Source organism: Chloroflexia bacterium SDU3-3, from assembly GCA_009268125.1.
Taxonomy (GTDB): domain Bacteria; phylum Chloroflexota; class Chloroflexia; order Chloroflexales; family Roseiflexaceae; genus SDU3-3.
The window spans coordinates 32,231-53,557 of the sequence record WBOU01000019.1 but is presented as its reverse complement, the minus strand read 5'-3'; the positions used below and the strand labels follow the sequence as shown (position 1 = coordinate 53,557).

The window sequence follows — 21,327 nt, the reverse complement described above, 5'->3', positions numbered from 1 at the left end:
GTTTCCACGGGGTAGACAGTCACATTCCCAAGATCACCCAGGCATAGGCGGCAGCACCATTGGCAGAGCCATGGTGAAGGTGCTGCCCTGGCCCAGCGTGCTGTCCACATTGATCGTGCCGCCGTGGCGCTCGACGATCTGGCGCACGATCGCCAGGCCCAGGCCAGTGCCGCCGGTGGCCTTCTCGGCGCGGTAGAAGCGCTGGAAGATCTGCGCCAGATCGGCCTGCGCGATGCCGCTGCCAGTGTCGGCCACCGCCAGGATGGCCTGATCGCCCCGCTGCTCAAGCCGCACCTCGACCCAGCCGCCAGATGGGGTGTGGTGGATGGCATTCACCACTAGGTTAATCAGGGCCTGCTTCAGGCGGTCGTGGTCGCCCTGGATGGCCACCTGCTCGCTGATGGCGGGCAGGATGCGCACCCCCGCCGCCAGCGGGTGCACCTCGCGCACCACCTCCAGCACCAGCTCATCGAGCGCCACTGTGGTGGTGTGCAGGGCCAGCCCGGTATCGGCCTGGGCCAGCACCAGCAGATCCTGCGTCAGTCGCACCAGGCGGGCCACCTCGCGCTCGATGCCCGCCAGCGACTGGTCGAGCGCCTCGGGGCTGCGGCCAGCGCCGCGCCGCAGCAGCTCGATATTGCCCAGCATAGCGGTGAGCGGCGTGCGCAGCTCGTGCGAGACATCGGCCACAAAGCGCTGCTGTGCGGTGAACAGCCGCTCCAGGCGGGCCAGCATCTCGTTGGTGGTGCGGGCCAGCTGGCCGATCTCGTCCTGCACCGCTGGCTCGGGCAGCCGCGCGGCCAGATCCTCGGCCCGCACGATCTGGGCGGCGGTCTGGGCGATCTGCTCGACGGGGGCCAGGGCCTGCCGCGCCAGCCAAGCCCCGCCGCGCGTGGCGGCGGCCAGCGCGATCGCGCTGGTGATCGAGAGCGTGGCCAGCAGCAGGGTGAGCGTGCGGTCGATATCGCTGAGCGGCTGGGCGATCTGCAGAAAGCCGACCCGCTGGGCATCGTCGATCAGCGTGCGGGTGAGCAGCATGATGCGGGTGTCGCCCAGCATCACCACCTCGCGCACCTGCTGGCCCTCCTCGGCCTGGGCCAGGGTGTGGGGCGAGAGCGGCAGGCCCAGCTGCCTGAGGCTGGGCGAGCGCAGCACGGTGCCGCCATCCGCCGATGTGGCCTGCACCAGCAGCGTGGGCGACTCCAGCTGCTCAAGCTGGGGCAGGTGCGAGCGCAGCATGAAGCCGGGGTCGTCAAAGTAGTCGCTCAGCTCGGTGTTGCTGGCGTCGAAGTCGTGCTGGATGAGCTGGGCGCTGGTGTCGAGCTGGCGCGAGACCTCGGCGAGCAGGGCCGCGCGCACGGTGAAGAAGATGCCAATGCATAGCAGGGCCAGCACCAGCCCGAAGAAGGCCGCGTAGCCCAGGGCCAGCCGGGCGCGCAGCGAGCGCATGCGGTCGCGCATGGGCTACTCGTCCACCCGCAGCACATAGCCCACGCCGCGTATGGTCTGGATGAGGCGCGGCGCGCCCTTGGCCTCCAGCTTCTGGCGCAGCGCCCGCACATACACCTCGATCACGTTGCTGTCGTTGCCGAAGTTGTAGTTCCAGACGCGGTCGTAGATCACCTCGCGGGTGAGCACCTGCTGGGGGTGGTGCAGAAAGAGGTCGAGCACCTCGAACTCCTTGGCGGTCAGCTCGACCAGCTGTCCGTTCACGCGCACCTCGTGGGCGGCGCTGTTGAGCACCAGCGGGCCGTAGCGCAGCGTAGTGGGCTGCTGCTGGGCCTGGCGCTTGCGCAGCTGGGCGCGGATGCGGGCCAGCAGCTCCTCGAAGGCGAAGGGCTTGGGCAGGTAGTCATCCGCGCCGCTCTCCAGGCCGATCACGCGGTCGGCCACGGTGTCGCGGGCGGTGAGCATGATGATCGGCACGTCGGAGACGGCCCGCAGCCGCCGCGTCACCTCCAGCCCATCGATGCCGGGCAGCATCAGGTCGAGCACTACCAGGTCGGGCATCTGCTCGCGGGCGAGGGCCAGGGCGGCGTGGCCCTCGGCGGCCACATCCACCGCGAAGCCCTCGTAGGAGAGGCCGCGCCGCAGGTAGCTGGCGATCTCGTCCTCATCTTCTACCACCAACAGACGGTATTCCATGGCAGCGCTCCTCGCGTGCTTAGTTGAGCGTGCGGCGGGCCAGGCGGTAGCCGCCGCGCCGCACCTCGATCTGGATCATGCTATTCATCTGCAGCAGCGCCTGGCTGAGGTGGGCGATCGAGCGGTCGAGGCTGCCGCAGGCGGGCAGGGCCGCGCGCAGGGACTGGGGCGGCACCACCTGGCCCCGGTGGGCGCGCAATATGGCTAGCAGCTGGGCGTCGTGGTGGCCCAGCTGCGCCCACTGCGGGTGCCAGTTGTCGGCCAGGGTGGGCCGTGCGCCTCGGCGCTGCAGGTGGGCCAGCAGATCGGCGGCGAAGGGGCGGCGCAGCACCGTGGTGGCCCCGCCGCGCAGCAGCGCCACGTGCTCGTCGAGCATGTCGGTGGCGGCCACCGCCACGATGGGCGCGGCGCAGATCGCGCCGAGCTGGGCGCAGCGCATGGCCGCCGCATCGAGCCGCGCATCCAGGATGACCGCATCAACCTGCGACACCGCCACCACGCGATGCAGCCAGCGCTCGGTGGCGATCCAGCGCACGCCAGCCAGCCCCAGCGACAGCACCTCTTCGACAAACTGCGGCTCGTGCGTGTGGATGAACACTTGCATAGGCTCCCCCAAGCACATGCAAAAGATGGCGGCGCAGCCTGCGCCCCACGCCGCAACTATGCCGCCCAGAGGTAAACCCCGCGTGAGCGCAGGATAAATGCTGCCTAATAAAAGCACCAAACGGAAGATTTAGCAAGGGCTTAGCGCACGCTCATTCCCAGCTTATGCGCGAGTGGCATACTACCTCTGGGCTGCTCGCCTCGCTGCGGCGAGGCTGGCGAGCGGCCGCTGGCGCGGCAGGCCGCGCCGCCATCACTGTGATCGGGGGAGGATATGGGCGAGCTAGGAATTCCTGAGCTGCTGATCATCCTGGCCATTCTGCTGGTGCTGTTCGGCCCGAGCAGGCTGGCTGGCCTGGGGCGCACGCTTGGCCAGGGCATCCGCGAGTTCCGCACCAGCATGCGCGGCGAGACCACGAGAGGCGAGAGCAAGGCTGCCGCCGACAGCGAGCCGCCCACCGCCCACGCCTAGCGCCACCCGCCTGCAAACACAGCCCCCGCCGCGCATGCTCTTGAGCGGGCGCGGCGGGGGCCTTCTGCATGGCGCTAGGGGCGCAGCGCCAGCTCCGCCGCAGCCTGGGCGTGCAACACGGTGGTGTCGAACACCGGCACCGGGCTGTCGGGCTGGCCCACCAGCAGGCCGATCTCGGTGCAGCCGAAGATGATGCCCTGCGCGCCCGCCTCAGCCAGCCGCGCCATCACATCGCGGTAGATCTGGCGCGACTCGGGCAGCACACGGCCCAGGCACAGCTCCTCGAAGATAATGCGGTGGATGGCCTCGCGCTCCTCGGGCGCGGGCACCAGCACCTCCATGCCATACTGCTGGGCCAGCCGCCCGCGGTAGAAATCGTGCTCCATGGTGAAGCGGGTGCCCAGCAGCCCCACGGTGCGGATGCCATGCCGCGCGATCGCCTGGGCGGTCGGCTCGACGATGTGGATGAAGGGGATGGCCACGGCGGCCTCCACGGCGGGCGCGACCTTGTGCATGGTGTTGGTGCAGACCAGCACCATGTCGGCCCCGCCGCGCTCCAGGCGGCGGGCGGCGTCGGCCAGCAGCGCGCCCGCCTCATCCCAGCGATCCTGCCGCTGCAGCGCGGCCACCTGCTCGAAGTCGACCGAGTACATAAGGCACTGGGCCGAGTGCAGCCCGCCGAGCGCGCGCTTGACCGATTCGTTGATAATGCGATAGTACGAGGCGGATGACTCCCAGCTCATGCCGCCGATCAGGCCAATAGTGCGCATAGCATCCTCTATCAAACAAAGCAAAAAACATCGCCCATGATAGCGGGCGCGGGTGGGGACGAACAGGGACAATCCGGCCCAGATGTGCGGGATAAGTGGGGTGGCGCGCAGGGCTGGCTCCTCAGCGGGAGCGCGGCGGTGGCGGGCCGACCGGCTGCGGCCTCGATGATGCAGGGTTCTCTTCGTTGGTGGGTACATGCCCTGCGCGGGCGGCACGAAGGGCTACGCGCCCTTGGAACCCCGCCAGGGGAGTGGCCACTGGACGCCAATTTGAGGCGTTCCTATGCTGCTCCCTAGCGGCAGGTGTTCGTGCATATGGCCATCAAAACATCAGCGGCACCGTCGCCGCATGGGCCAGGTGGGTGGGGTTTTGGCCGTGGCGAGAATGGGTGATTGCGGCCCTCTGGCCCAGCCCATCCGGCGAAGACGCGCGCAAAGGCATGCTGGCCATAATCTCCACCGTAGCGGGAAGGCCACGCCTAGCGCTGGCAGTCCAATTTTCCCCGATATTTCTCCCCTTCGTGCCCTCGCGTCTTCGTGGTGAATCGGCCCCTTGGTGCCTTGGTGGTGAAAATGCTTCGTGGTACAATGCGACGGGGCCGCCGGAGGCCTGCCAGCTGATCGCCCAGGACCGCCGCACATCCGGCCCGCGCCCTTTGCACCCAGGGGGCGTGTTTTTGTGTCATTAGGTCGAGGCGATCACAGAGGGATGGAGCGATCGTATGAGCACCGTCGCAATTATAGGTGTGCCGGTCGATCTTGGCGCGGGCCGCCGAGGCGTGGACATGGGGCCGAGCGCCATCCGGCTCGCCGGGCTGAAGGAGCGGATCGAGGAGCTTGGGCACACCGTGGTGGACACCGGCAATATCGCTGTGCCTCTGGCCGAGCAGTTCGCCATCCCCGACGCGGATGAGCGGCTGCGCTACCTCGACCCGCTGGTGGGCGTGAACCAGGCCCTGGCCCAGCGTGTGGCCGAGGCGGTGGCGGCCCAGCAGTTCCCGCTGATCTTGGGCGGCGACCACAGCCTCGCGATCGGCTCGGTGAGCGGCACCACCTGGGGCGGGCGGCGGGCGGGCCTGATCTGGGTCGACGCCCACGGCGACTTCAACACCCCCGAGAGCACGCCATCCGGCAACATCCACGGCATGAGCGTGGCCGCCCTGACCGGGCGCGGCCACCCCGCGCTGCTGGGCATCGGCCAGCGCACGCCGGTGCTGCGCGACCGCGAGGTGGCGCTGGTGGGCATCCGCGACCTCGACCGCGAGGAGCGCGCGGCGCTGAAGGCCTCGGGCATCCACGTGTTCACCATGCACGACATCGATAGGCGCGGCATGGCCACGGTGATGGAGGAGGCGATCGTGCACGCCAGCACGGGCAACGCCGGGTTCCACCTGAGCTTCGACATGGACGCTATCGACCCCAGCGCGGCCCCCGGCGTGGGAACGCCGGTGCCGGGCGGCATCAGCTACCGCGAGGCCCACCTGGCCATGGAGGTGGTAAGCGACTCGCGGCGCATGCTGAGCATGGATCTGGTGGAGGTAAACCCCATCCTCGACCAGCGCAACGCCACCGCCGAGCTGGCGGTGCAGGTGGCGCTCTCGGCGCTGGGCAAGCGCATCTACTAGCGCTTGGCAAAAAAAGACGCCAGGGGCAGCCCCTGGCGTCGCGGCGGGCGGGCTAGGCAGGCAAAATCTCGCCCAGCTTGCGCTGCCAGTTGCCGCCCATCACGGCATCCACATCGGCCTGGCTATAGCCCCTGGCCAGCAGCGCCTCGCCGATCTTCGGCAGGTCGGCGATGGTGTCGATCTCGCGCGGGGTGGCCTCGGTGCCGAACCCGCCGTCGGAGTCGCTGCCGATGCCCACGTGCAGCGCATCGCCCGCGATCTGGCACACGTGGTCGATATGGGCCACCACCGCATCCAGGCCCACCGCCCGCTTGCCCTGCTCCTGGGTCCAGCCCTCCACTAGGAAGCGGTTGTAGAGCACTGTGCCGATCACCGCGCCGCGCCCCACCAGCTCGCGGATCATCTCGTCGGAGAGGTGGCGGTCGGCGCGCGAGTTGGGCACCAGCGCGCGGCAGTTCGAGTGCGAGGCGATCACCGGGCCGTCGAACAGGCCCATCGCATCCCAGAAGCTCTGCTCGGCCATGTGGCTCACATCCAGGGTCAGCCCGGCGGCGCGCAGCTCGCCCATCAGCTCGCGGCCCAGCGGCGTGAGCGGCCCCGGCTGCCCCGTGCCGCCGCAGTAGCGGGTGGCCTTCCAGGCCGGGCCGATGATCCGCACGCCCCGCGCCTGCCACTCCGCCGCCTGGCTCGGCGCAAGCACCGGGTCGGCCCCCTCCATCAGCACCACCACCCCCTGCAGCTGCTGGCCGCGCGCGCGGGCCGCCAGCAGCGCGGCCATGTCGGCCTGGCGCTCCACCATCACCACATCGTGGCGGGCGCTCAGGCCGTGGTAGTAGGCCAGCTGATCGAGGGCCTGCTGATGCGCCTCCTCGGGGGTGTGGTAGACGATCGGCGAGTGCAGCGCATCCGCCGCAGGCGAGACAAACAGCGTGCCGAACACCAGCCCTAGGCCAGCCTTCAGCGCGTCGGGCAGGCCCACGGTGGCGATATCCAAATCGCGCGGGCCTTCGCGGCGGCGGGTCTCGGCGGCAGAAAGGGTGTAGTCGCGGCCAAAGTTGAGGGCGTTGTAGGCGATGTCGAGATGTGCGTCGATGATCATTAGCGGCCAGGCTTCCCAGCCGCCCGCAGTGCGCTGCTGCGGGTCGGCATCCTACAGGTGTACAGCACCGGTGTACTAGGCGGTATATGGTGCAAACAGGTGGGCGAACATGCGCTCGAACTGCTCGGCGTCGCTGTCCACCTGATCGAACAGCTGGATGACGCGGGCCGCCTGATCGCGGCGCTGCCAGATCGCGCTGGCGAAGGCGTCGTCATCGATGATCTTCTCGGCTTTGAGAAAGGCGTAGAACTGCTTGACCGAGGTGCAGATCTCGCGCACGTGGCGCTCGGTGCTGTTCATCACCTTGCGCGGGTAGAAGAAGAACAGAAACTCATCGAGCGTGGCGTAGCCGCCCGCATCCAGCGCGTGCCCGTAGTAGTGGCTCAGGAAATCGGCGTAGAGCCACAGGTCATCCGCGCGCGACTGGGATGTCTGGCGCGACTTGCGGTGGCGCACCTGGTAGTCGACAAACTGGGCCATCAGGGCCTTGCTGCGCGCCATGGCGCGGCGGGCTTGGCGGCTATCGACAAAGATGTCGATGTCCTCATCCCAGTCGTCGTCATCGTCGTCCTCGTCCCAGTCGTCGTCATCGTCGTCCTCGTCCCAGTCGTCGCCGTCCTCGTCATCGCTCCACGCCAGGTCGGGCGCGATCAGGTCGGGGGAGGGCAGGCCAGACAGATCGAGCGGTGCCCCCTTGGCCTGGATGTTGGCCCCGTTGGTGTCCAGCGAGCCATCGCCCTTGGCCACCAGCGGCACGAACAGCGATGGCTCGGTGCGCAGCAGGTCGGCTAGGTGGGGGCCAAGCACCTGCTGCACATCCTCCATGGTGCGGGCCGCATCCAGCCGCCGCTGCTCGTCGGGGGTGAGCGAGGCCATCAGGCGGCGGGTGGCCTCGGCCACCTCGGGGTTCTGCTCGACAAACGACTGCACGTCATCGATTGGCTCGAAGTCGCCCAGGCCGAAGCCCAGGCTCGGCATATCGCCAAGCAGCACCTGGGCATCCGCCGGGTCGGCCTCGTACTCTAGATCCGACAGGTTCTCCTCGATCGTCGCGGTGTGGTCCTCCAGCGTGTTGATCTTGCCGCCGTAGAGGATCTGCTGGGCGTGGTGCTCTAGGTCGAAGATCGTCTGCGCCGAGGATGCGCGGGCGCTAAAGCCATCCCACAGGCCGCGCGCGGCATCCTGGCGGCGCGTGGCCAGCAGCTCGTGCTGGAAGGCGAAGATCTCATGCAGCAGGTTGCTCTCCAGCTTGCTCTGGCCCTCCTCGTCCATCAGGAAGGTAAACATCGTGGTGGTGTTCAGGTTCTCGATCAGCGCGCCCTGGGCCAGGTGCAGCCGCCGGTCGGCCTGCACCACATGCTGCCAGGCGCTGCCGGGGTAGCCGGTGCGCCACGCGGCCCGCGCGAACACCGCCAGCACGCTGTTGTGGGGCTGGCGCGCCGCGCGGCTGCCGATCGCGGTGAGCGCCACCAGGGCGTCGGCCAGCTCGCGGTCCTGGCGCTCGGCCTCGGCACGGCGGAACGCGGCGGCAGGCTCGCGCTCCAGCACGATCACGCGCGGCGTGACGCTGGCCACGGTGGCCAGCAGGCTGTCGCCGGCCTGCACGCCCGCCTGGCGCATCCAGCCGCCCAGCGACAGCGCCGCAGGCTCGGGCCGCAGGTAGCGGTACTTGTTGAGATCGAGCGTGGAGAAGCCGCCTACGATCGGGCGCTGGGCCGCATCCACAAACTGCAGCGGCGTGGCCTCATCGGCCCCGATAAAGGGGTAGAGCGAGAGCGCCTGGATGGCCCCGGCGGCGATCTCGGCAGCCGAGGGGGTCAGGCGGAAGCGCAGGCCCTGCAGCACCACATGGAGCGGGATAAGCTCCTGCGGGCTGATCGACACCCAGCCCATGCTAGGGCCATCGGTGCGCAGCTGGTTGCGGATGACAGACTCTGGCCGCTTGGCGCTGGTGGGGCGGCGCTCAAGCACCCGCCCGTAGATCTCGCTCGCGGGGACCACCGCGTCATACTCGTTGGCGAGATCCCGCAAGATGCTGGCGATCGTCGGTTCGTTCGGTGCCACAGTAGCTCCTTCTAGGCTGAGCCGAGCTAAATCAAGCGCCCCAGCAGCGCACACCAGATCGGCTGCGAATACGATGCGATTGGCGCTCCATTGGGCTGCTGCGAGTGGCTACAGGGTAGCACCGCAGCAGAAGGGATGTCAAGAACCTAGCGGGGCAAATACGCAGGTAGATCGCGCAGCGCGGCGCTTTTGGCAGGTGGGATGTGCTGGTGCGCCATCGCCGATGCCGGTCATCCTGGCGCGGTGACGCGCGATCACATGGTGTCAGATTCTTGACGTGTTCCCCATAAAACGATGGCGGTAGTGTTTGATTGGTGGGTGCATGCCCTGCGCGGGCAGCGCCGAGGGGCCAGCCCCTCGGAACCCCGCGAGAGGGTGTTGCCCCCTTCAAAACCCCCAATTTGCAGCGTTCCGATACCGAATGCTGGCAGCTGGTGTTCGTGCATATGGCCAGCTGGCGCGAGCGGCACCTTCGCCACATGGGCCGGGTGGGTAGGATTCGTCGATGCAGCGCATTGCCCTCATCGTCCCAGCCCGATGCCCACGGCGTGTGCATCGCAATGCGCCATGGGCGGGCACGAGACCCGCCCCTACGGCCATGGTCGCATCGCTGGCAGTGACACCTGTTTTGGAGCCTTCGTGGTAAACATCTTCGGGGCTCATCGGCGCTAGCCTTTCTATCGCCCAGAAGAGAACCCGGCTCCTTGCGCTTCTCTCATCCAGCGCTAAAGCCCTGATGGTATACTGGCAACCACATCGACAGTCGGTAGCGCTATGGCGCATAGGAAAGAACGCAATGCAAGAATCACCCCTCCCACAGCGGCGCTTCCAGATCTCTGGCTGCATCGTGCTGCCGCTGCTGGTCTTCACCTTGGCGATCGGCCTGGCTGGCGGCTTTGTGGCCAGCAGCTTCCTGATGGGGCGCGGCCTGCTGCCCTTCCAGTCCAACGGCAGCTGCCCGCTGGCGCAGGAAGAGTGCAAGGAGTTCGCCACCTTCTGGCAGGCCTGGCAGATCGCATCCAGCAACTATGTCGATACCAAGGCGCTGGTGCCGCAGAAGATGACCGACGGCGCGATCGAGGGCATGCTCGACAGCCTGGGCGACCAGGGCCACACCCGCTACCTGCCCAAGGAGGTGGCCCAGGAGTACCAGGAGTCGCTCCAGGGCCGCTTCGAGGGCATTGGGGCCTACATCGATGTGAAGGACGGCCAGCCCCTGATCGTGCAGCCGATCGAAGGCTCGCCCGCCGAGAGCGCGGGCATCAAGCCAGGCGACCTGATCATGAAGGTGGATGGCAAGAGCGTGTTCGGCGTGACGGTGGAGGAGCTGCGCACCCTGGTGCGCGGGCCGCGCGGCACCACGGTGCGGCTGAGCGTCATCCACACCGGCAGCACCTCGGCGGTCGATATCGATGTGGTGCGCGACGAGATCAAGGTGCCCAGCGTCACCTGGCGCATGCTGCCCGATGGCGTGGCCCTGATCAAGCTCTCGCAGTTCTCGTCGCCATCCAGCGACGAGATGAAGCAGGCGCTTGAGGAGGCCAAACAGCAGGGCATGAAGTCGCTGGTGCTCGACCTGCGCAACAACCCGGGCGGCTACGTCACCTCGCTGGTCGATATCGCCAGCCAGTTCATGGCCGCCGACACCGTGGTGCTGCTGGAGGAAGATCGCGACGGCAAGCAGAGCCCCTACAAGACCCACGACGGCGGGGTGGCGCTGGATGTGCCCATGGTGGTGCTGGTGAACAACAACACCGCCAGCGCCGCCGAGATCCTGGCGGGCGCGCTGCGCGACCAGGGCCGCGCCAAGGTGATCGGCGAGCCGACCTTCGGCACCGCCACCGTGCTCAACCAGTACGACCTGAACGATGGCGGGCGCATCCTGCTGGGCACCTCGCAGTGGCTCACGCCCAAGGGGCAGGAGGTGCGTGGCGTGGGCATCGCCCCCGACGAGACCGTGACGCTCGACGCGGGCGCGCTGCCGCTCTCGCCCAGCGAGGCCTCGACGCTCACCCCCGAGCAGCTGAAGGAGACCACCGACAAGCAGCTGCACCGCGCCCTGGAACTGGTGGGCGAGCAGGCCAAGAAGTAGAAGCGAGGCACCATGCAGCCATTTCACCCCAGCGAGCTGGATGAGCGGGTCTACCTGGCGGTGCAGCAGATCCCGCATGGCCAGGTGGCCACCTACGGCGAGATCGCCGCCGTGGTGGGCGGGCTGGATGCCCGCGAGGTGGGCGCGGCGCTCGGCGGCCTGGCCGAGGCCCGCGCCGCCGAGGTGCCCTGGCAGCGCGTGGTCAGCCGCGAGGGCGGGATCAGCACGCGGGGGCTGCGCCAGCGTGAGCTGCTGGAGGCCGAGGGCGTGAGCTTCGACGATCAGGGCCGCGTGCGCATGGCCCGCCACCAGTGGGATGGCCCTAGCGCCCAGTGGGCCGCCGAGCACGGCTTCACCCCGCTGCCCGAGCGCGGCGAGCGCGGCGAGCAGCTCTCGCTGTTCTAGCCCGCCGTCCCTTCGCCCCGCCGATCAGGTCGCCCTGGTCGGCGGGGCGCTTTTTTTTATCACGAAGACGCGAAGACACCAAGGGACCGTTTTACCACGAAGGCACGAAGACACGAAGGGGAGAAAAAACGCAGGAGAAAGCGGCGGGCCAGCCCTACCCACCTGGCCCATGCGGCGAAGGCGCTGCTAACGTCTTGATGGCCATATGCACGAACACCAGCAGCCAGGGAAAAGCATTGGAACGCTCAACATTTGAAAATCGAAGGGGGTTACACCCTCAACAGGTGCCACGTTCTTGGGTGGGGTATCGGGATGAAACGGCGTGCCGGGCATGCGCGCGATGTCATCATTGCCATAGGGGCGGGCCTCGTGTCCACCCACGCCGCGTTTCATCGGTATCATCGGATACCGTGCGATGCGTACGATAAAACGCGGAGCGCATCGGAACACGCCATAAGCATCGGATCGGGCCTCGATGCACGCGGCGCATCGCGATGGGGCGGACACCAGGTCCGCCCCTACACCCGGTGCGGCTCATTGTAATCATCGGGTCGGGGGCGATAACCGCAATGCCTCATCATCGTCGATGCATCCCCACCTGGCCCATGCGGCGAAGGCGCTGCTAACGTCTTGATGGCCATATGCACGAACACCAGCAGCCAGGGAAAAGCATTGGAACACCTCAAATTGGGGGTTCCAAGGGGGCGATGCCCCATGGCGGGGTCACTAGGGGCTGGCCCCTAGTCGCCGCCCGCATAGGGCACGCACCCACCAACCAATAAAGAACCGTTTTACCACGAAGGCACGAAGACACCAAGGGGAGAAAAAACGCAGGAGAAAGCGGCGGGCCAACCCTCCCCACCTGGCCCATGCGGCGAAGGTGCTGCGACGGCAAGCTGGCCATATGCACGAATACCAGCGGCCAGGGAACAGCAGAGGAACGCCTCAAATTGGGGGTTCCAAGGGGGCGCAGCCCCATGGCGGGGTCACTAGGGGCTGGCCCCTAGTCGCCGCCCGCGTAGGGCATGCACCCACCAATCAAGAGAAACCATCATCATCACCAGAACCCGATTGCACCACCCAGGAACCCGATTGCATCACCCAGGAACCCGATTGCATCACCCAGGAACCCGATTGCATCACCCAGGAACCCGATTGCACCACCCAGGAACCCGATTGCACCACCCAGGAACCCGATTGCACCACCCAGGAACCCGATTGCACCACCCAGGAACCCGATTGCACCACCCAGGAACCCGATTGCACCACCCAGGAACCTGATTGCACCACCCAGGAACCCGATTGCACCACCCAGGAACCCGATTGCATCGCACCGATAGCGCCAAAATGCACCAGCCCCGCGTCAAAATGCACCGTCCCCGCGCTACAATAGGGCACACCGCCAAGACCTGCGCCAGAGCCAAGGGGCGCAGGCATAGCAGCAACGGAGATGCCCCATGACCGCCAACGAAGGCCCCTACGTCCTCACCATCGACATCGGCACATCCTCCACCCGCGCCCTGCTGTTCGACCGGCAGGCCCGACCGCTCGACGCCATCTTCGCCAAAGAGCCGACCGAGATGACCACGGGGCCGGATGGCGCCGCCATATTCGACCCGGAGGCGCTGCTGGACGCGATGGCGCGCTGCATCGACACCGCCCTGGCCAAAGCTGGCCCGCTGGCAGGCCAGATCGGCGCGGTAGCCATCGACACCTTCGTGTCCAACTTCATCGCCCTCGATGCGGCGGGCCAGCCGCTCACGCCCCTGATCACCTACGCCGACACCCGCAACACCGCCGACGCCACGCTGCTGCGCCAGCGGCTCGACGAGCGCGATACCCACCAGCGCACCGGCTGCCTGCTGCGCACCAGCTACTGGCCAGCCCGCATCGCCTGGCTGCAGCGCACCCAGCCGGACGTGTGGCGGCGCACCCGCGCCCTGGCCACCCTGGGCGAGCTGATCGAGCGGCGGCTGTTTGGCCGCAGCCGCGTGAGCAGCAGCGCCGCCTCGTGGGGCGGCCTGCTGGATCGGCGCACGCTGGGCTGGGATGCCGAGCTGCTGGGGGCGCTGGGCGTGCCGCGCGAGCTGCTGGGCGAGGTGGTGGATGCCAGCGCGCCGCTGATGGGCCTGGCCGCGCCGTTCCGCAGCCGCTGGCCCGCCCTGGCCCAGGTGCCCTGGCTGCCCGCCATCGGCGACGGCGCGGCGGCCAACCTGGGCAGCGGCTGCGTGGACAGCCGCACCATGGCGCTCACCGTGGGCACCACCGGGGCCATGCGCGTGGTGCGCGAGCATGTGGATGCGATGCCCGCCGGGCTGTGGTGCTACCGCGTGGATGCCCGCCGCGCGCTGCTGGGCGGCGCCACCAGCGAGGGCGGCAATGTCTTCGCATGGCTGCAGCGCACCACCCAGCTGCCCGGCCCCGGCGACGCCGCCCTGGCCAGCGTGGCCCCCGACAGCCACGGGCTGACCATCCTGCCCTTCTTCGCGGGCGAGCGCAGCCCCGGCTGGGCGGGCGACGCCCGCGCCACCATCACCGGCATGACCATGGCCACCACCCCGCTCGACATCGGGCGCGCCGCGCTAGAGGCGGTGGCCTACCGCTTCGCTCTGATCGCGCGGGCCATGCGCGGGGCCAGCGACGCCACGCCCACAATCCTGGCCAGCGGCGGCTCGCTGCTGCGCTCGGACGTGTGGATGCAGATCTGCGCCGACGCCATCGGCCTGCCGATCACCGCCTCGGGCGAGGGCGAGGCCACCAGCCGGGGCGCGGCGCTGCTGGCGCTGGTCGCCATCGGCGCGATCGCCGACATGGCCGATCTGCCCGCCGCCCAGGGCGCGACCTACGCGCCCGACCCGCAGACCCACGCGATCTACCAGGCCGCCATCGAGCGCCAGCAGGCGCTCTACCGCCAGCTGATCGGCGGGTAGCGCGGGGCGCACAAAAGGCGCTGGATGGGTATCCAGCGCCCTCGTGTCGATAGATTCTATGCGGCCTCGATCACGCGCCAAACACCTAGAAGAAAAAGACTCGACGACTCAAAAAATATGAGGAGACCTTCGAGCCATCTTCGTTTCCCTTGGTGTCTTGGTGGTAAAAGGTTCCCCCTTCGAGCCTTCGCGTCTTCGTGGTAAAGAATCTTCGGTGCGTAGGCCCTGCCTCGGTCAGGGTGCTGCGCTACTGCAGCTTGCTGGCCACCTCGGCCAGGTGCTGGGCCAGCGTGCAGCGCGAGTTTGCGCACGAAAGCTCGCGGTCGATCAGGTCGCGCGCCGCAGGCAGGTAGGCCGAGGCCCGCCGCACATAGTCGAAGGCCGTGGCGTTGGCGGCGATCTCCCTGGGGGCAACAATGCCCTGGTTGTGCCAGGCCGCCAGCGTGCGCCACGTCAGCGGCACGCCCTCGTAGCTGGCGCGGTCCACCCCGCGCTCCAGGTTCGCGGCCAGATACTCCACCGCCAGGTGCGGGTCGGCGATCTCGCGGGTGATCGCGCGGTACAGCTCGCTCTTGCTGGGGTAGGCCGCCGGGTCGATCTGGCTGCCCGCCACCACGATCGAGCGCGTGATCACGTTGGTGGGCGGCGGCACCGGCACGTGGCCGCGCAGGATCTCCTCGGCCACCGACGGCCGCAGGTTGGCGGGCCACACGCTCAGGTTCGCGCCGATGTGGTTGGCCTGGATCTGCAGGTCTTGGTAGAGCGGCGTGAAGCTGCGGGCGGGCTTCACCTCCTCCTCGAACCAGCCGAAATGCTCGTTGTAGAGCACCGCCGCGATCGCCACCGCAAACTCGTGGTTGCTCATCCCCGAGATCGCTGGGCGGTTGTGCCGCGCCGCCGAGGCCAGGATAGCCGGGCGCAGCTCGCGCATCTGGCGCTGGAACTCGGGGCGGATGAAGGCCTCGTTGGAGAGGCAGGGGGCCTGGCGCTCGGCGGCGCGGATGGGGTACTCGGCAAGCGATGGCGCAGACTTCGCGATCTCGCGAGGCCGCGTGTCAATGGCTGCGCTGACATTGAGCACGCGGTGTGGCAACATCAGCCACCCCCAACATAGCACCATTGCGAGCGGCACCCAGAGAAACTGGCGTGCTGCCACAATAACTCCTTATTACAACGCAGCCGCCGCAGGGCATACGCATCCAGCCGAGCCGCAGGCGGCGCGCTTATAGCGTAGACGTTTGGTTGGCGGCATAAGTTTCGGCTCGGCATCGTAGTATAGCGCACCCCAGCCGCAGCAGCGAGGGACAAAAGGCCGATCTTTCGCACCACAGCGGCCCAGGCCAGCGCGGCGCGCGGGGCCGAAGAGCGTTGACAGATCGCCACCCGGTTAACAGAATTCCACAGCGGGCCTGGAGCGCGGGGGCAGAAAAGCGCATCGCTATGGTATAATACCCAGAGCGTGCGGGGTAATGCCCGCTTTTGTTTGTATGCAATCGGCCCGCGCGGCGCGCGGCCCCAACCAAGCGGCAGCGAGATACCGCATCTCAGCCAGCTTTCCCACTGGAGATCATGGAATACCAACCAGATCTAAAAAATATCACAGGCGCGGGCGGCACGATCTCCGAGATTGAGCCAGACAGCATCGCCGAGGATCTTGAGCTCGCCCCAGGCGACATCCTTGTCTCGATCAATGGCAAGCAGCTGCGCGACGTGATCGACTACCGCTTCCTGATCGCCGAGGAGAATGTCGAGCTGGTGGTGCGCCGCGGCGACGAGCTCATGGCCTTCGAGATCGAGAAGGACGCCGACGAAGAGCTGGGCGTCGAGTTTGTCGAGCCGCTGTTCGACCGGCTGCGCACCTGCAACAACAAGTGCCCGTTCTGCTTCCTGACCCAGATGCCCAAGGGCTTCCGCAAGTCGCTGTATCTGAAGGATGACGACTACCGGCTGGGCTTCCTGTACGGCAACTTCGTGACGCTGACCAACCTGAAGGACGAAGACTGGCAGCGCATCGAGGAGCAGCACCTCAGCCCCATGTATGTCTCGGTGCACGCCACCGACCCGACGCTGCGCGCGATCATGCTGGGCAAGCACGACGTGCCCAACGTGCTCGACCAGATCAGGCGCTTCGGCGACCTGGGCGTCGCCGTCCACACCCAGATCGTCTCCACCCCCGGCGTGAACGACGGCCCGGCGCTGCACCAGAGCATCCGCGAGCTGGCCGCCATGCACCCGGTGGTGCAGTCGATCGCCGTGGTGCCAGTGGGCCTCACCAAGTACCGCTTCACCGGCAAGGCCCCGCAGACTATCCGCGCCGCCATCCACGTGCACGAGACGCCCGAGTGGATCGACACCAACTGGGAAAAGCAGCCGCTGTGGGATGAGGCCTTCGAGAAGCAGCAGGGCAAGCCCAGCGCCAGCATCCCGCTGGTGGGCAGCCCGGCGGCGCCCTCGGTGGGCGACACGCTGGGCTACTGCGCCCGCCAGATCGTCTCCACCGACGTGGCGATGCGCTGCTACACCCGCGAGGAGGCGGGCCAGATCATCGATCTGGTCGGCGGCTACCAGCGGCAGTTCCAGGCCCAGTACGGGCTGAACCTCGTCTACCCGTCGGACGAGTTCTACATCCTGGCCGGGCGCGAGATGCCGCCCGCCGACGCCTACGACGACATGCCGCAGTACTCGAACGGCGTGGGTATGACCCGCGACTTCCTCGACTGCTGGGCCAAAGAGCAGCGCAAGCTGCCCGCGCGCATGCCCAAGCCCAGCCAGCTGACCCTGGCCTGCGGCACCCTGATATCGCCCATCCTGCAGCGCGTGGTCGATCGGCTCAACGCCATCGAGAACCTGAGCGTGCGGCTGCTGCCGGTGGTCAACCAGTTCTTCGGCGAGATGGTCACGGTCTCGGGCCTGCTCACCGGCCAAGATGTGGCCAGCGCCCTGCGCGAGAGCGGCTCGCAGCGCGCCCTGCTGCCGCGCGTGATGTTCGACCACACCGGCAAGCGCACGCTGGATGAGTACACGCTCGACCAGATCACCCAGGAGTCGGGCGTGCCGGTGGCGATCGCAGGCGAGCCGGATGAGCTGGTGCGCTACGTGCGCGCCATGGCCAAGGCCGTCTAGGCACCTAGCCATCGAGGGCATCCCCATGGGGATGCCCTCGATGGCCGTCTTTTCTTTTTTGTTGAACAGTGGCTATGGGGTTCGGGTAGGGTCTGGGCAAAACAAGCGCGGGGCGCAACCCGCCTGCTGGTTGAAGAGAAATCCTGCTGAGCACACGAAAAATCACTGTTTTGCGCTTTGAGTAGAGCTACGAGCATATGAAGCCTATTGTCGCTATTGTTGGCCGACCGAACGTCGGCAAATCCACCTTCTTCAACCGCCTGGTCGGCGAGCGCCGCGCCATCGTCGAAGATCTGCCCGGCACCACCCGCGACCGCCTCTACGGCGACACCAACTGGAACGGGCGCGACTTCACCGTGGTGGACACCGCCGGCCTGCTGTTCGAAGAGGCCGACCTGACCGAGGGCACCCCCTACATCGAGATCGCCCGCCACGTGCGCCGCCAGGCCGAGCTGGCCATCCAGGAGGCCGACGCCATCCTGTTCCTCGTCGACTCCGACGAGGGCCTGACCACCGCCGACCAAGAGGTGGCCGACGTGCTGCGCAGCACCTACAAGCCGATCGTGGTGGTCGCCAACAAGGCCGACAACCCCGAGCGCGCCATGAACGCCGTGGAGTTCTACGCCCTCAACCTGGGCGACCCCATCGCCATGAGCGCCTACCACGGCCTGGGCACCGGCGATGTGCTCGACAAGCTCACCGAGTCGCTGCCGCCGCTGGATGAGGACGAGATCGAGGCCGACATCAAGATCGCGCTGGTCGGGCGTCCCAACGTCGGCAAGTCCTCGCTGCTGAACCGGCTGCTGGGCCACGAGCGCAGCGTGGTGAGCGACGTGCCCGGCACCACCCGCGACACCATCGACACGCTGATCGAGATCGACGGCATGCGCATCCTGCTGATCGACACGGCAGGCATTCGGCGGCGCGGCAAGATCGACCGCGGCATCGAGAAGTATAGCGTGCTGCGCGCCATGCGCGCGATCGAGCGCGCCGACGTGGCCCTGCTGCTGATCGACGCATCCGAGGGCGTGACCGCCCAGGATCAGCACGTGGCCGGCATGGTACTGGAGCAGATGAAGGGTGTGGCCATCCTCGTCAACAAGTGGGATAAGATCGAGAAGGACGACGAGACCTTCAACACCTTCACCCGCCACATGCGCGAGGAGTTCGCCTTTATGCCCTACGCGCCGCTGCTGTTCATCTCGGCGCTGTCGGGCCAGCGCGTCGACCGCATCATCCCCACCGCGCTGGAGATCCAGCACGAGCGCAAGCGCCGCATCTCGACATCCGAGCTGAACAACCTGCTGCGCCAGGCGGTGTTCGACCACCAGCCTACGTCCATCCACAAGGGCGCGCACCTGCGGCTGTTCTACGCCACTCAGCCGCAGACCGAGCCGCCGGTGTTCCTGTTCTTCGCCAACGATGCCGAGCAGGTGCACTGGGGCTACGGGCGCTACCTCGAAAATCGCATCCGCGAGACCTACGGCTTCACCGGCACGCCGATCAAGGTGGTGTTCCGCAGCCGCGAGGAGCCCGAGAAAGACAAGAAGAAGAAAAGCAAGAAATCCTAATGCCACCCCAGGCATGGCCCTACGCCAGCCGCGCAGATACACGAGGAGATCATATCATGGCCGAACCCTTTGCACAGAAGCTCCGCCGCTACGCCGATGTAGCCGTTCAGGTCGGCGCAAATCTCCAGCCGGGCCAGCACCTGATCGTGCGCAGCGATCTCGGTGCGGCCCCCCTGGTGCGGGAGATCGCCCGCAGCGCCTACCAGAATGGCGCGCCCTATGTGCACGTGTTCTGGGCGGATGAGCAGATCACGCTCAACCGCTACCGCTACGCCGCCCGCGACTCATTCGGCGAGTACCCCAGCTGGCAGGTGCGCAGCATCGTCGAGCTGATCGACGCGGGGGCGGCCATGATCAGCATCGCCTCGGAAGACCCCAGCCTGATGAGCGGCGAGGATCAGGAGCTGATCGCCCAGGCCCAGAAGACGGCGGCGGTCAACTCGCAGCCCATGCGCGCCCGCATTACCCGCAGCGCGCTGAACTGGTCGATCGTGGCGTCGCCCTCGAAGGGCTGGGCCGCCAAGGTCTTCGCCGACACGCCCGAGGCCGAGCAGCAAGAGCAGATGTGGGAGGCGATCTTCTCGATCTGCCGGATCGACCAGGCCAACCCGGTGGACGCCTGGCGCAAGCACATCGACCACCTGGCCGCGCGCAGCGCCTACCTGAACGCCAAGCGCTACAGCGCACTGCACTACACCGGCCCCGGCACCGACCTGACGATCGGCCTGGCCGACAACCACATCTGGATCAGTGGGGCGATGGAGAGCGAGCGCGGCGTGCGCTTTGTGGCCAACCTGCCCACCGAGGAGGTGTTCACCATGCCGCACCGCATGCGCGTGGATGGCACCGTGCGCGCCACCAAGCCGCTGGATGTGGGCGGCTCGCTGATCGAGGACTTCAGCGTGACATTCCGCGAGGGCCGCGTGGTCGAGGTCTCGGCCCGCAAGGGCGAGGAGCTGCTGCGCCGCCTAGTGCAGATGGACGAGGGCGCGGCCCACATCGGCGAGGTGGCGCTAGTGCCCGAGCACTCGCCGATCGCGCAGTCCAAGCGCATCTTCTACAACACGCTGTTCGACGAGAACGCCGCCAGCCACATCGCGCTGGGCATGGCCTACCGCTTCACCATGGAGGGCGGCACGACCATGGACAACGAGGCCTACACCGCAGCGGGCGGCAACGATAGCTCCATCCACGTCGACTTCATGATCGGCTCCGGCGAGGTCGATATCGACGGCGTCACCGCCGACGGCGCGCGCGAGCCGGTGATGCGCCAGGGCGAGTGGGCCTTCGAGGTCTAGCCCCACCCGCCAGGCACAGCGACGCCCCGCCCGCCGATCTGCTCGGCGAGGCGGGGCGTTGTGCATGCTACCTCAGCTCGCGCTCGCCCGAAGTCCACACTGGCGTGAACTTGACCCTAGAGAAGCGCCAGCCCACATCGGTGCGCGCCGCCACGAACTCGTAGCGCTCACCGAGCTGGTAGAAGGGCGAGCCCTTCTCGGCGCGGTGCACCATGGTGGCGATCAGGTTGGCCCGGATGTCGGCGCGGTCGCCGCGCAGGTCGATCAGGATGTTGGTGGTGACATGGTGGGTTTGCGCGAAGGCCATATGGTTGCGGCGGGCCTGCTCGGCCAGCTGGGCGAGGCCGCGCGCCACCCCGCCCGGCGACTCGACCTCGGCATCCTCGGTGAAGATCTCGCCCGCCCGCTCGAACTGCCGATCATCCAGCCACAGCCCCAGCCGATACACCAGATCGGTAATCTCGCTGCGGTCGAGCAGCTCCTGCACCCACGCCTGCCCCGCCTGCTCCCGCTGATAGCTCGCCATCGCTTTTGCTCCTTACGCTCGCTGTGCTCCGTTGGGGGAAGCATACGCCAGCGGCGGGTTCTGGACATGCGCGCCAAGGCCGAGTGGCATGTGATCTTTTGGACAGGGGTAGCCTCACATGATGTCGCTTTCTCGGGCGGCTCCCGTCCGCCCAATCGTAGGCAATGCTTCGAGCGTTACGCGGTCGGGCGGACCCGGCTGCGGCCTCGATCATGATGTTTCCTCGCGGTTGCTGGGTGACTGCCTCTATCGGCGCACTTTCTCGCGCAGCTCCGATCGGCCCGACCGGCTGCGGCCTCGATCATGATGGTTCCTCGCGGTTGCTGGGGGGTGCCCTGTGCGGGCGGGGTCCAAGGGCTCCGCGCCCTTGGACCCCGCCAGGGGCGTTGCCCCTCACATGGTGTCACTTTGTATGGTTTTCTGAGGCGTTGTTGACGAAACGGCGCGTTGCGGTTGATTGAGCCAGATTGCGCCTTCGTGGAATAGTGGGTGTTTTTGGATGGTGGTGCCTGCCCTGTGCGGGCGGCACCAAGGGCTCCGCGCCCTTGGAACCCCGCCAGGGGCGTTGCCCCTTGGAACCCCAATTTGCAGCGTTCCTATGCCA

17 protein-coding genes are annotated in these 21,327 nt (G+C 67.5%); 8 read left to right on the top strand and 9 right to left on the bottom strand.

What is annotated here, in order from left to right:
* Positions 1-33: 33 nt before the first annotated feature.
* Genes F8S13_23580 through F8S13_23570 form a run of 3 tightly spaced genes read right to left on the bottom strand, consistent with a single transcriptional unit; the run spans position 34 to position 2,749 of the window.
* Complete coding sequence (locus tag F8S13_23580; protein KAB8140459.1) at positions 34-1,461, bottom strand: HAMP domain-containing histidine kinase; 1,428 nt, start codon at positions 1,459-1,461, stop codon at positions 34-36.
* Positions 1,462-1,464: 3 nt separating this feature from the next.
* Positions 1,465-2,145, bottom strand: coding sequence for a response regulator transcription factor (locus tag F8S13_23575; GenBank protein KAB8140458.1), 681 nt, complete (start codon positions 2,143-2,145; stop codon positions 1,465-1,467).
* 19 nt (positions 2,146-2,164) lie between these two features.
* Positions 2,165-2,749 (bottom strand): response regulator transcription factor, encoded by a 585-nt coding sequence (locus F8S13_23570; protein KAB8140457.1) that lies wholly within the window; start codon positions 2,747-2,749, stop codon positions 2,165-2,167.
* A 273-nt stretch (positions 2,750-3,022) separates the two neighbouring features.
* On the opposite strand from F8S13_23570, the gene F8S13_23565 reads away from it, so the two are divergent.
* On the top strand, positions 3,023-3,220 hold the full coding sequence (locus F8S13_23565; GenBank protein ID KAB8140456.1) for a twin-arginine translocase TatA/TatE family subunit: 198 nt from the start codon (positions 3,023-3,025) through the stop codon (positions 3,218-3,220).
* Positions 3,221-3,294: 74 nt separating this feature from the next.
* On the opposite strand, the gene F8S13_23560 is transcribed toward F8S13_23565, so the two are convergent.
* On the bottom strand, positions 3,295-3,990 hold the full coding sequence (locus F8S13_23560) for an aspartate/glutamate racemase family protein (GenBank protein KAB8140455.1): 696 nt from the start codon (positions 3,988-3,990) through the stop codon (positions 3,295-3,297).
* A gap of 722 nt (positions 3,991-4,712) precedes the next feature.
* On the opposite strand from F8S13_23560, the gene rocF reads away from it, so the two are divergent.
* A complete protein-coding gene (rocF, locus tag F8S13_23555) occupies positions 4,713-5,615 on the top strand; it encodes an arginase (GenBank protein KAB8140454.1) in 903 nt (300 codons plus the stop codon).
* Between the two features lie 52 nt (positions 5,616-5,667).
* Here rocF and F8S13_23550 read toward each other — a convergent pair whose 3' ends face one another.
* Positions 5,668-6,714, bottom strand: coding sequence for a peptidase M19 (locus tag F8S13_23550; protein KAB8140453.1), 1,047 nt, complete (start codon positions 6,712-6,714; stop codon positions 5,668-5,670).
* 75 nt (positions 6,715-6,789) lie between these two features.
* Positions 6,790-8,778, bottom strand: coding sequence for a hypothetical protein (locus tag F8S13_23545; protein KAB8140452.1), 1,989 nt, complete (start codon positions 8,776-8,778; stop codon positions 6,790-6,792).
* Between the two features lie 796 nt (positions 8,779-9,574).
* Between F8S13_23545 and F8S13_23540 the strand changes: the two genes are divergently transcribed.
* Positions 9,575-10,870: a S41 family peptidase gene (locus F8S13_23540; protein ID KAB8140451.1), complete on the top strand. Its 1,296-nt coding sequence runs from the start codon at positions 9,575-9,577 to the stop codon at positions 10,868-10,870.
* A 12-nt stretch (positions 10,871-10,882) separates the two neighbouring features.
* Positions 10,883-11,275, top strand: a complete 393-nt coding sequence (locus F8S13_23535; GenBank protein ID KAB8140450.1) for a 6-O-methylguanine DNA methyltransferase — start codon at positions 10,883-10,885, stop codon at positions 11,273-11,275.
* Positions 11,276-12,313: 1,038 nt separating this feature from the next.
* On the opposite strand, the gene F8S13_23530 is transcribed toward F8S13_23535, so the two are convergent.
* Positions 12,314-12,649, bottom strand: a complete 336-nt coding sequence (locus F8S13_23530) for a hypothetical protein (protein ID KAB8140449.1) — start codon at positions 12,647-12,649, stop codon at positions 12,314-12,316.
* Between the two features lie 83 nt (positions 12,650-12,732).
* Here F8S13_23530 and F8S13_23525 point away from each other — a divergent pair, with 83 nt between their 5' ends.
* Positions 12,733-14,205 carry a gluconokinase gene (locus F8S13_23525; protein ID KAB8140448.1) on the top strand — a complete coding sequence of 491 codons (1,473 nt, stop codon included), beginning with the start codon at positions 12,733-12,735 and terminating at the stop codon, positions 14,203-14,205.
* Positions 14,206-14,452: 247 nt separating this feature from the next.
* On the opposite strand, the gene F8S13_23520 is transcribed toward F8S13_23525, so the two are convergent.
* Complete coding sequence (locus tag F8S13_23520; GenBank protein ID KAB8140447.1) at positions 14,453-15,301, bottom strand: hypothetical protein; 849 nt, start codon at positions 15,299-15,301, stop codon at positions 14,453-14,455.
* A gap of 473 nt (positions 15,302-15,774) precedes the next feature.
* Here F8S13_23520 and F8S13_23515 point away from each other — a divergent pair, with 473 nt between their 5' ends.
* The 3 genes from F8S13_23515 to F8S13_23505 all read left to right on the top strand — a co-directional run bounded on the left by F8S13_23515 (position 15,775) and on the right by F8S13_23505 (position 20,197).
* On the top strand, positions 15,775-17,328 hold the full coding sequence (locus tag F8S13_23515; GenBank protein ID KAB8140446.1) for a DUF512 domain-containing protein: 1,554 nt from the start codon (positions 15,775-15,777) through the stop codon (positions 17,326-17,328).
* A 197-nt stretch (positions 17,329-17,525) separates the two neighbouring features.
* Positions 17,526-18,899 (top strand): ribosome biogenesis GTPase Der, encoded by a 1,374-nt coding sequence (locus tag F8S13_23510; GenBank protein KAB8140445.1) that lies wholly within the window; start codon positions 17,526-17,528, stop codon positions 18,897-18,899.
* A 56-nt stretch (positions 18,900-18,955) separates the two neighbouring features.
* Entirely contained in the window at positions 18,956-20,197 is a 1,242-nt protein-coding gene (locus tag F8S13_23505) for an aminopeptidase (protein ID KAB8140444.1), read from the top strand.
* 67 nt (positions 20,198-20,264) lie between these two features.
* On the opposite strand, the gene F8S13_23500 is transcribed toward F8S13_23505, so the two are convergent.
* Positions 20,265-20,723, bottom strand: coding sequence for a nuclear transport factor 2 family protein (locus F8S13_23500; GenBank protein ID KAB8140443.1), 459 nt, complete (start codon positions 20,721-20,723; stop codon positions 20,265-20,267).
* Positions 20,724-21,327 lie beyond the last annotated feature (604 nt).

Bases quoted from the DNA above. Each gene is read 5' to 3' on its own strand.
- F8S13_23515 (KAB8140446.1), top strand. From the start codon at position 15,775: ATGGAATACCAACCAGATCTAAAAAATATCACAGGCGCGGGCGGCACG.
- F8S13_23580 (KAB8140459.1), bottom strand. From the start codon at position 1,461: ATGCGCGACCGCATGCGCTCGCTGCGCGCCCGGCTGGCCCTGGGCTAC.
- F8S13_23575 (KAB8140458.1), bottom strand. From the start codon at position 2,145: ATGGAATACCGTCTGTTGGTGGTAGAAGATGAGGACGAGATCGCCAGC.
- F8S13_23520 (KAB8140447.1), bottom strand. From the start codon at position 15,301: ATGTTGCCACACCGCGTGCTCAATGTCAGCGCAGCCATTGACACGCGG.
- F8S13_23565 (KAB8140456.1), top strand. From the start codon at position 3,023: ATGGGCGAGCTAGGAATTCCTGAGCTGCTGATCATCCTGGCCATTCTG.
- F8S13_23500 (KAB8140443.1), bottom strand. From the start codon at position 20,723: ATGGCGAGCTATCAGCGGGAGCAGGCGGGGCAGGCGTGGGTGCAGGAG.
- F8S13_23570 (KAB8140457.1), bottom strand. From the start codon at position 2,749: ATGCAAGTGTTCATCCACACGCACGAGCCGCAGTTTGTCGAAGAGGTG.
- F8S13_23525 (KAB8140448.1), top strand. From the start codon at position 12,733: ATGACCGCCAACGAAGGCCCCTACGTCCTCACCATCGACATCGGCACA.
- F8S13_23540 (KAB8140451.1), top strand. From the start codon at position 9,575: ATGCAAGAATCACCCCTCCCACAGCGGCGCTTCCAGATCTCTGGCTGC.
- F8S13_23560 (KAB8140455.1), bottom strand. From the start codon at position 3,990: ATGCGCACTATTGGCCTGATCGGCGGCATGAGCTGGGAGTCATCCGCC.
- F8S13_23535 (KAB8140450.1), top strand. From the start codon at position 10,883: ATGCAGCCATTTCACCCCAGCGAGCTGGATGAGCGGGTCTACCTGGCG.
- F8S13_23510 (KAB8140445.1), top strand. From the start codon at position 17,526: ATGAAGCCTATTGTCGCTATTGTTGGCCGACCGAACGTCGGCAAATCC.
- F8S13_23550 (KAB8140453.1), bottom strand. From the start codon at position 6,714: ATGATCATCGACGCACATCTCGACATCGCCTACAACGCCCTCAACTTT.
- rocF (KAB8140454.1), top strand. From the start codon at position 4,713: ATGAGCACCGTCGCAATTATAGGTGTGCCGGTCGATCTTGGCGCGGGC.
- F8S13_23505 (KAB8140444.1), top strand. From the start codon at position 18,956: ATGGCCGAACCCTTTGCACAGAAGCTCCGCCGCTACGCCGATGTAGCC.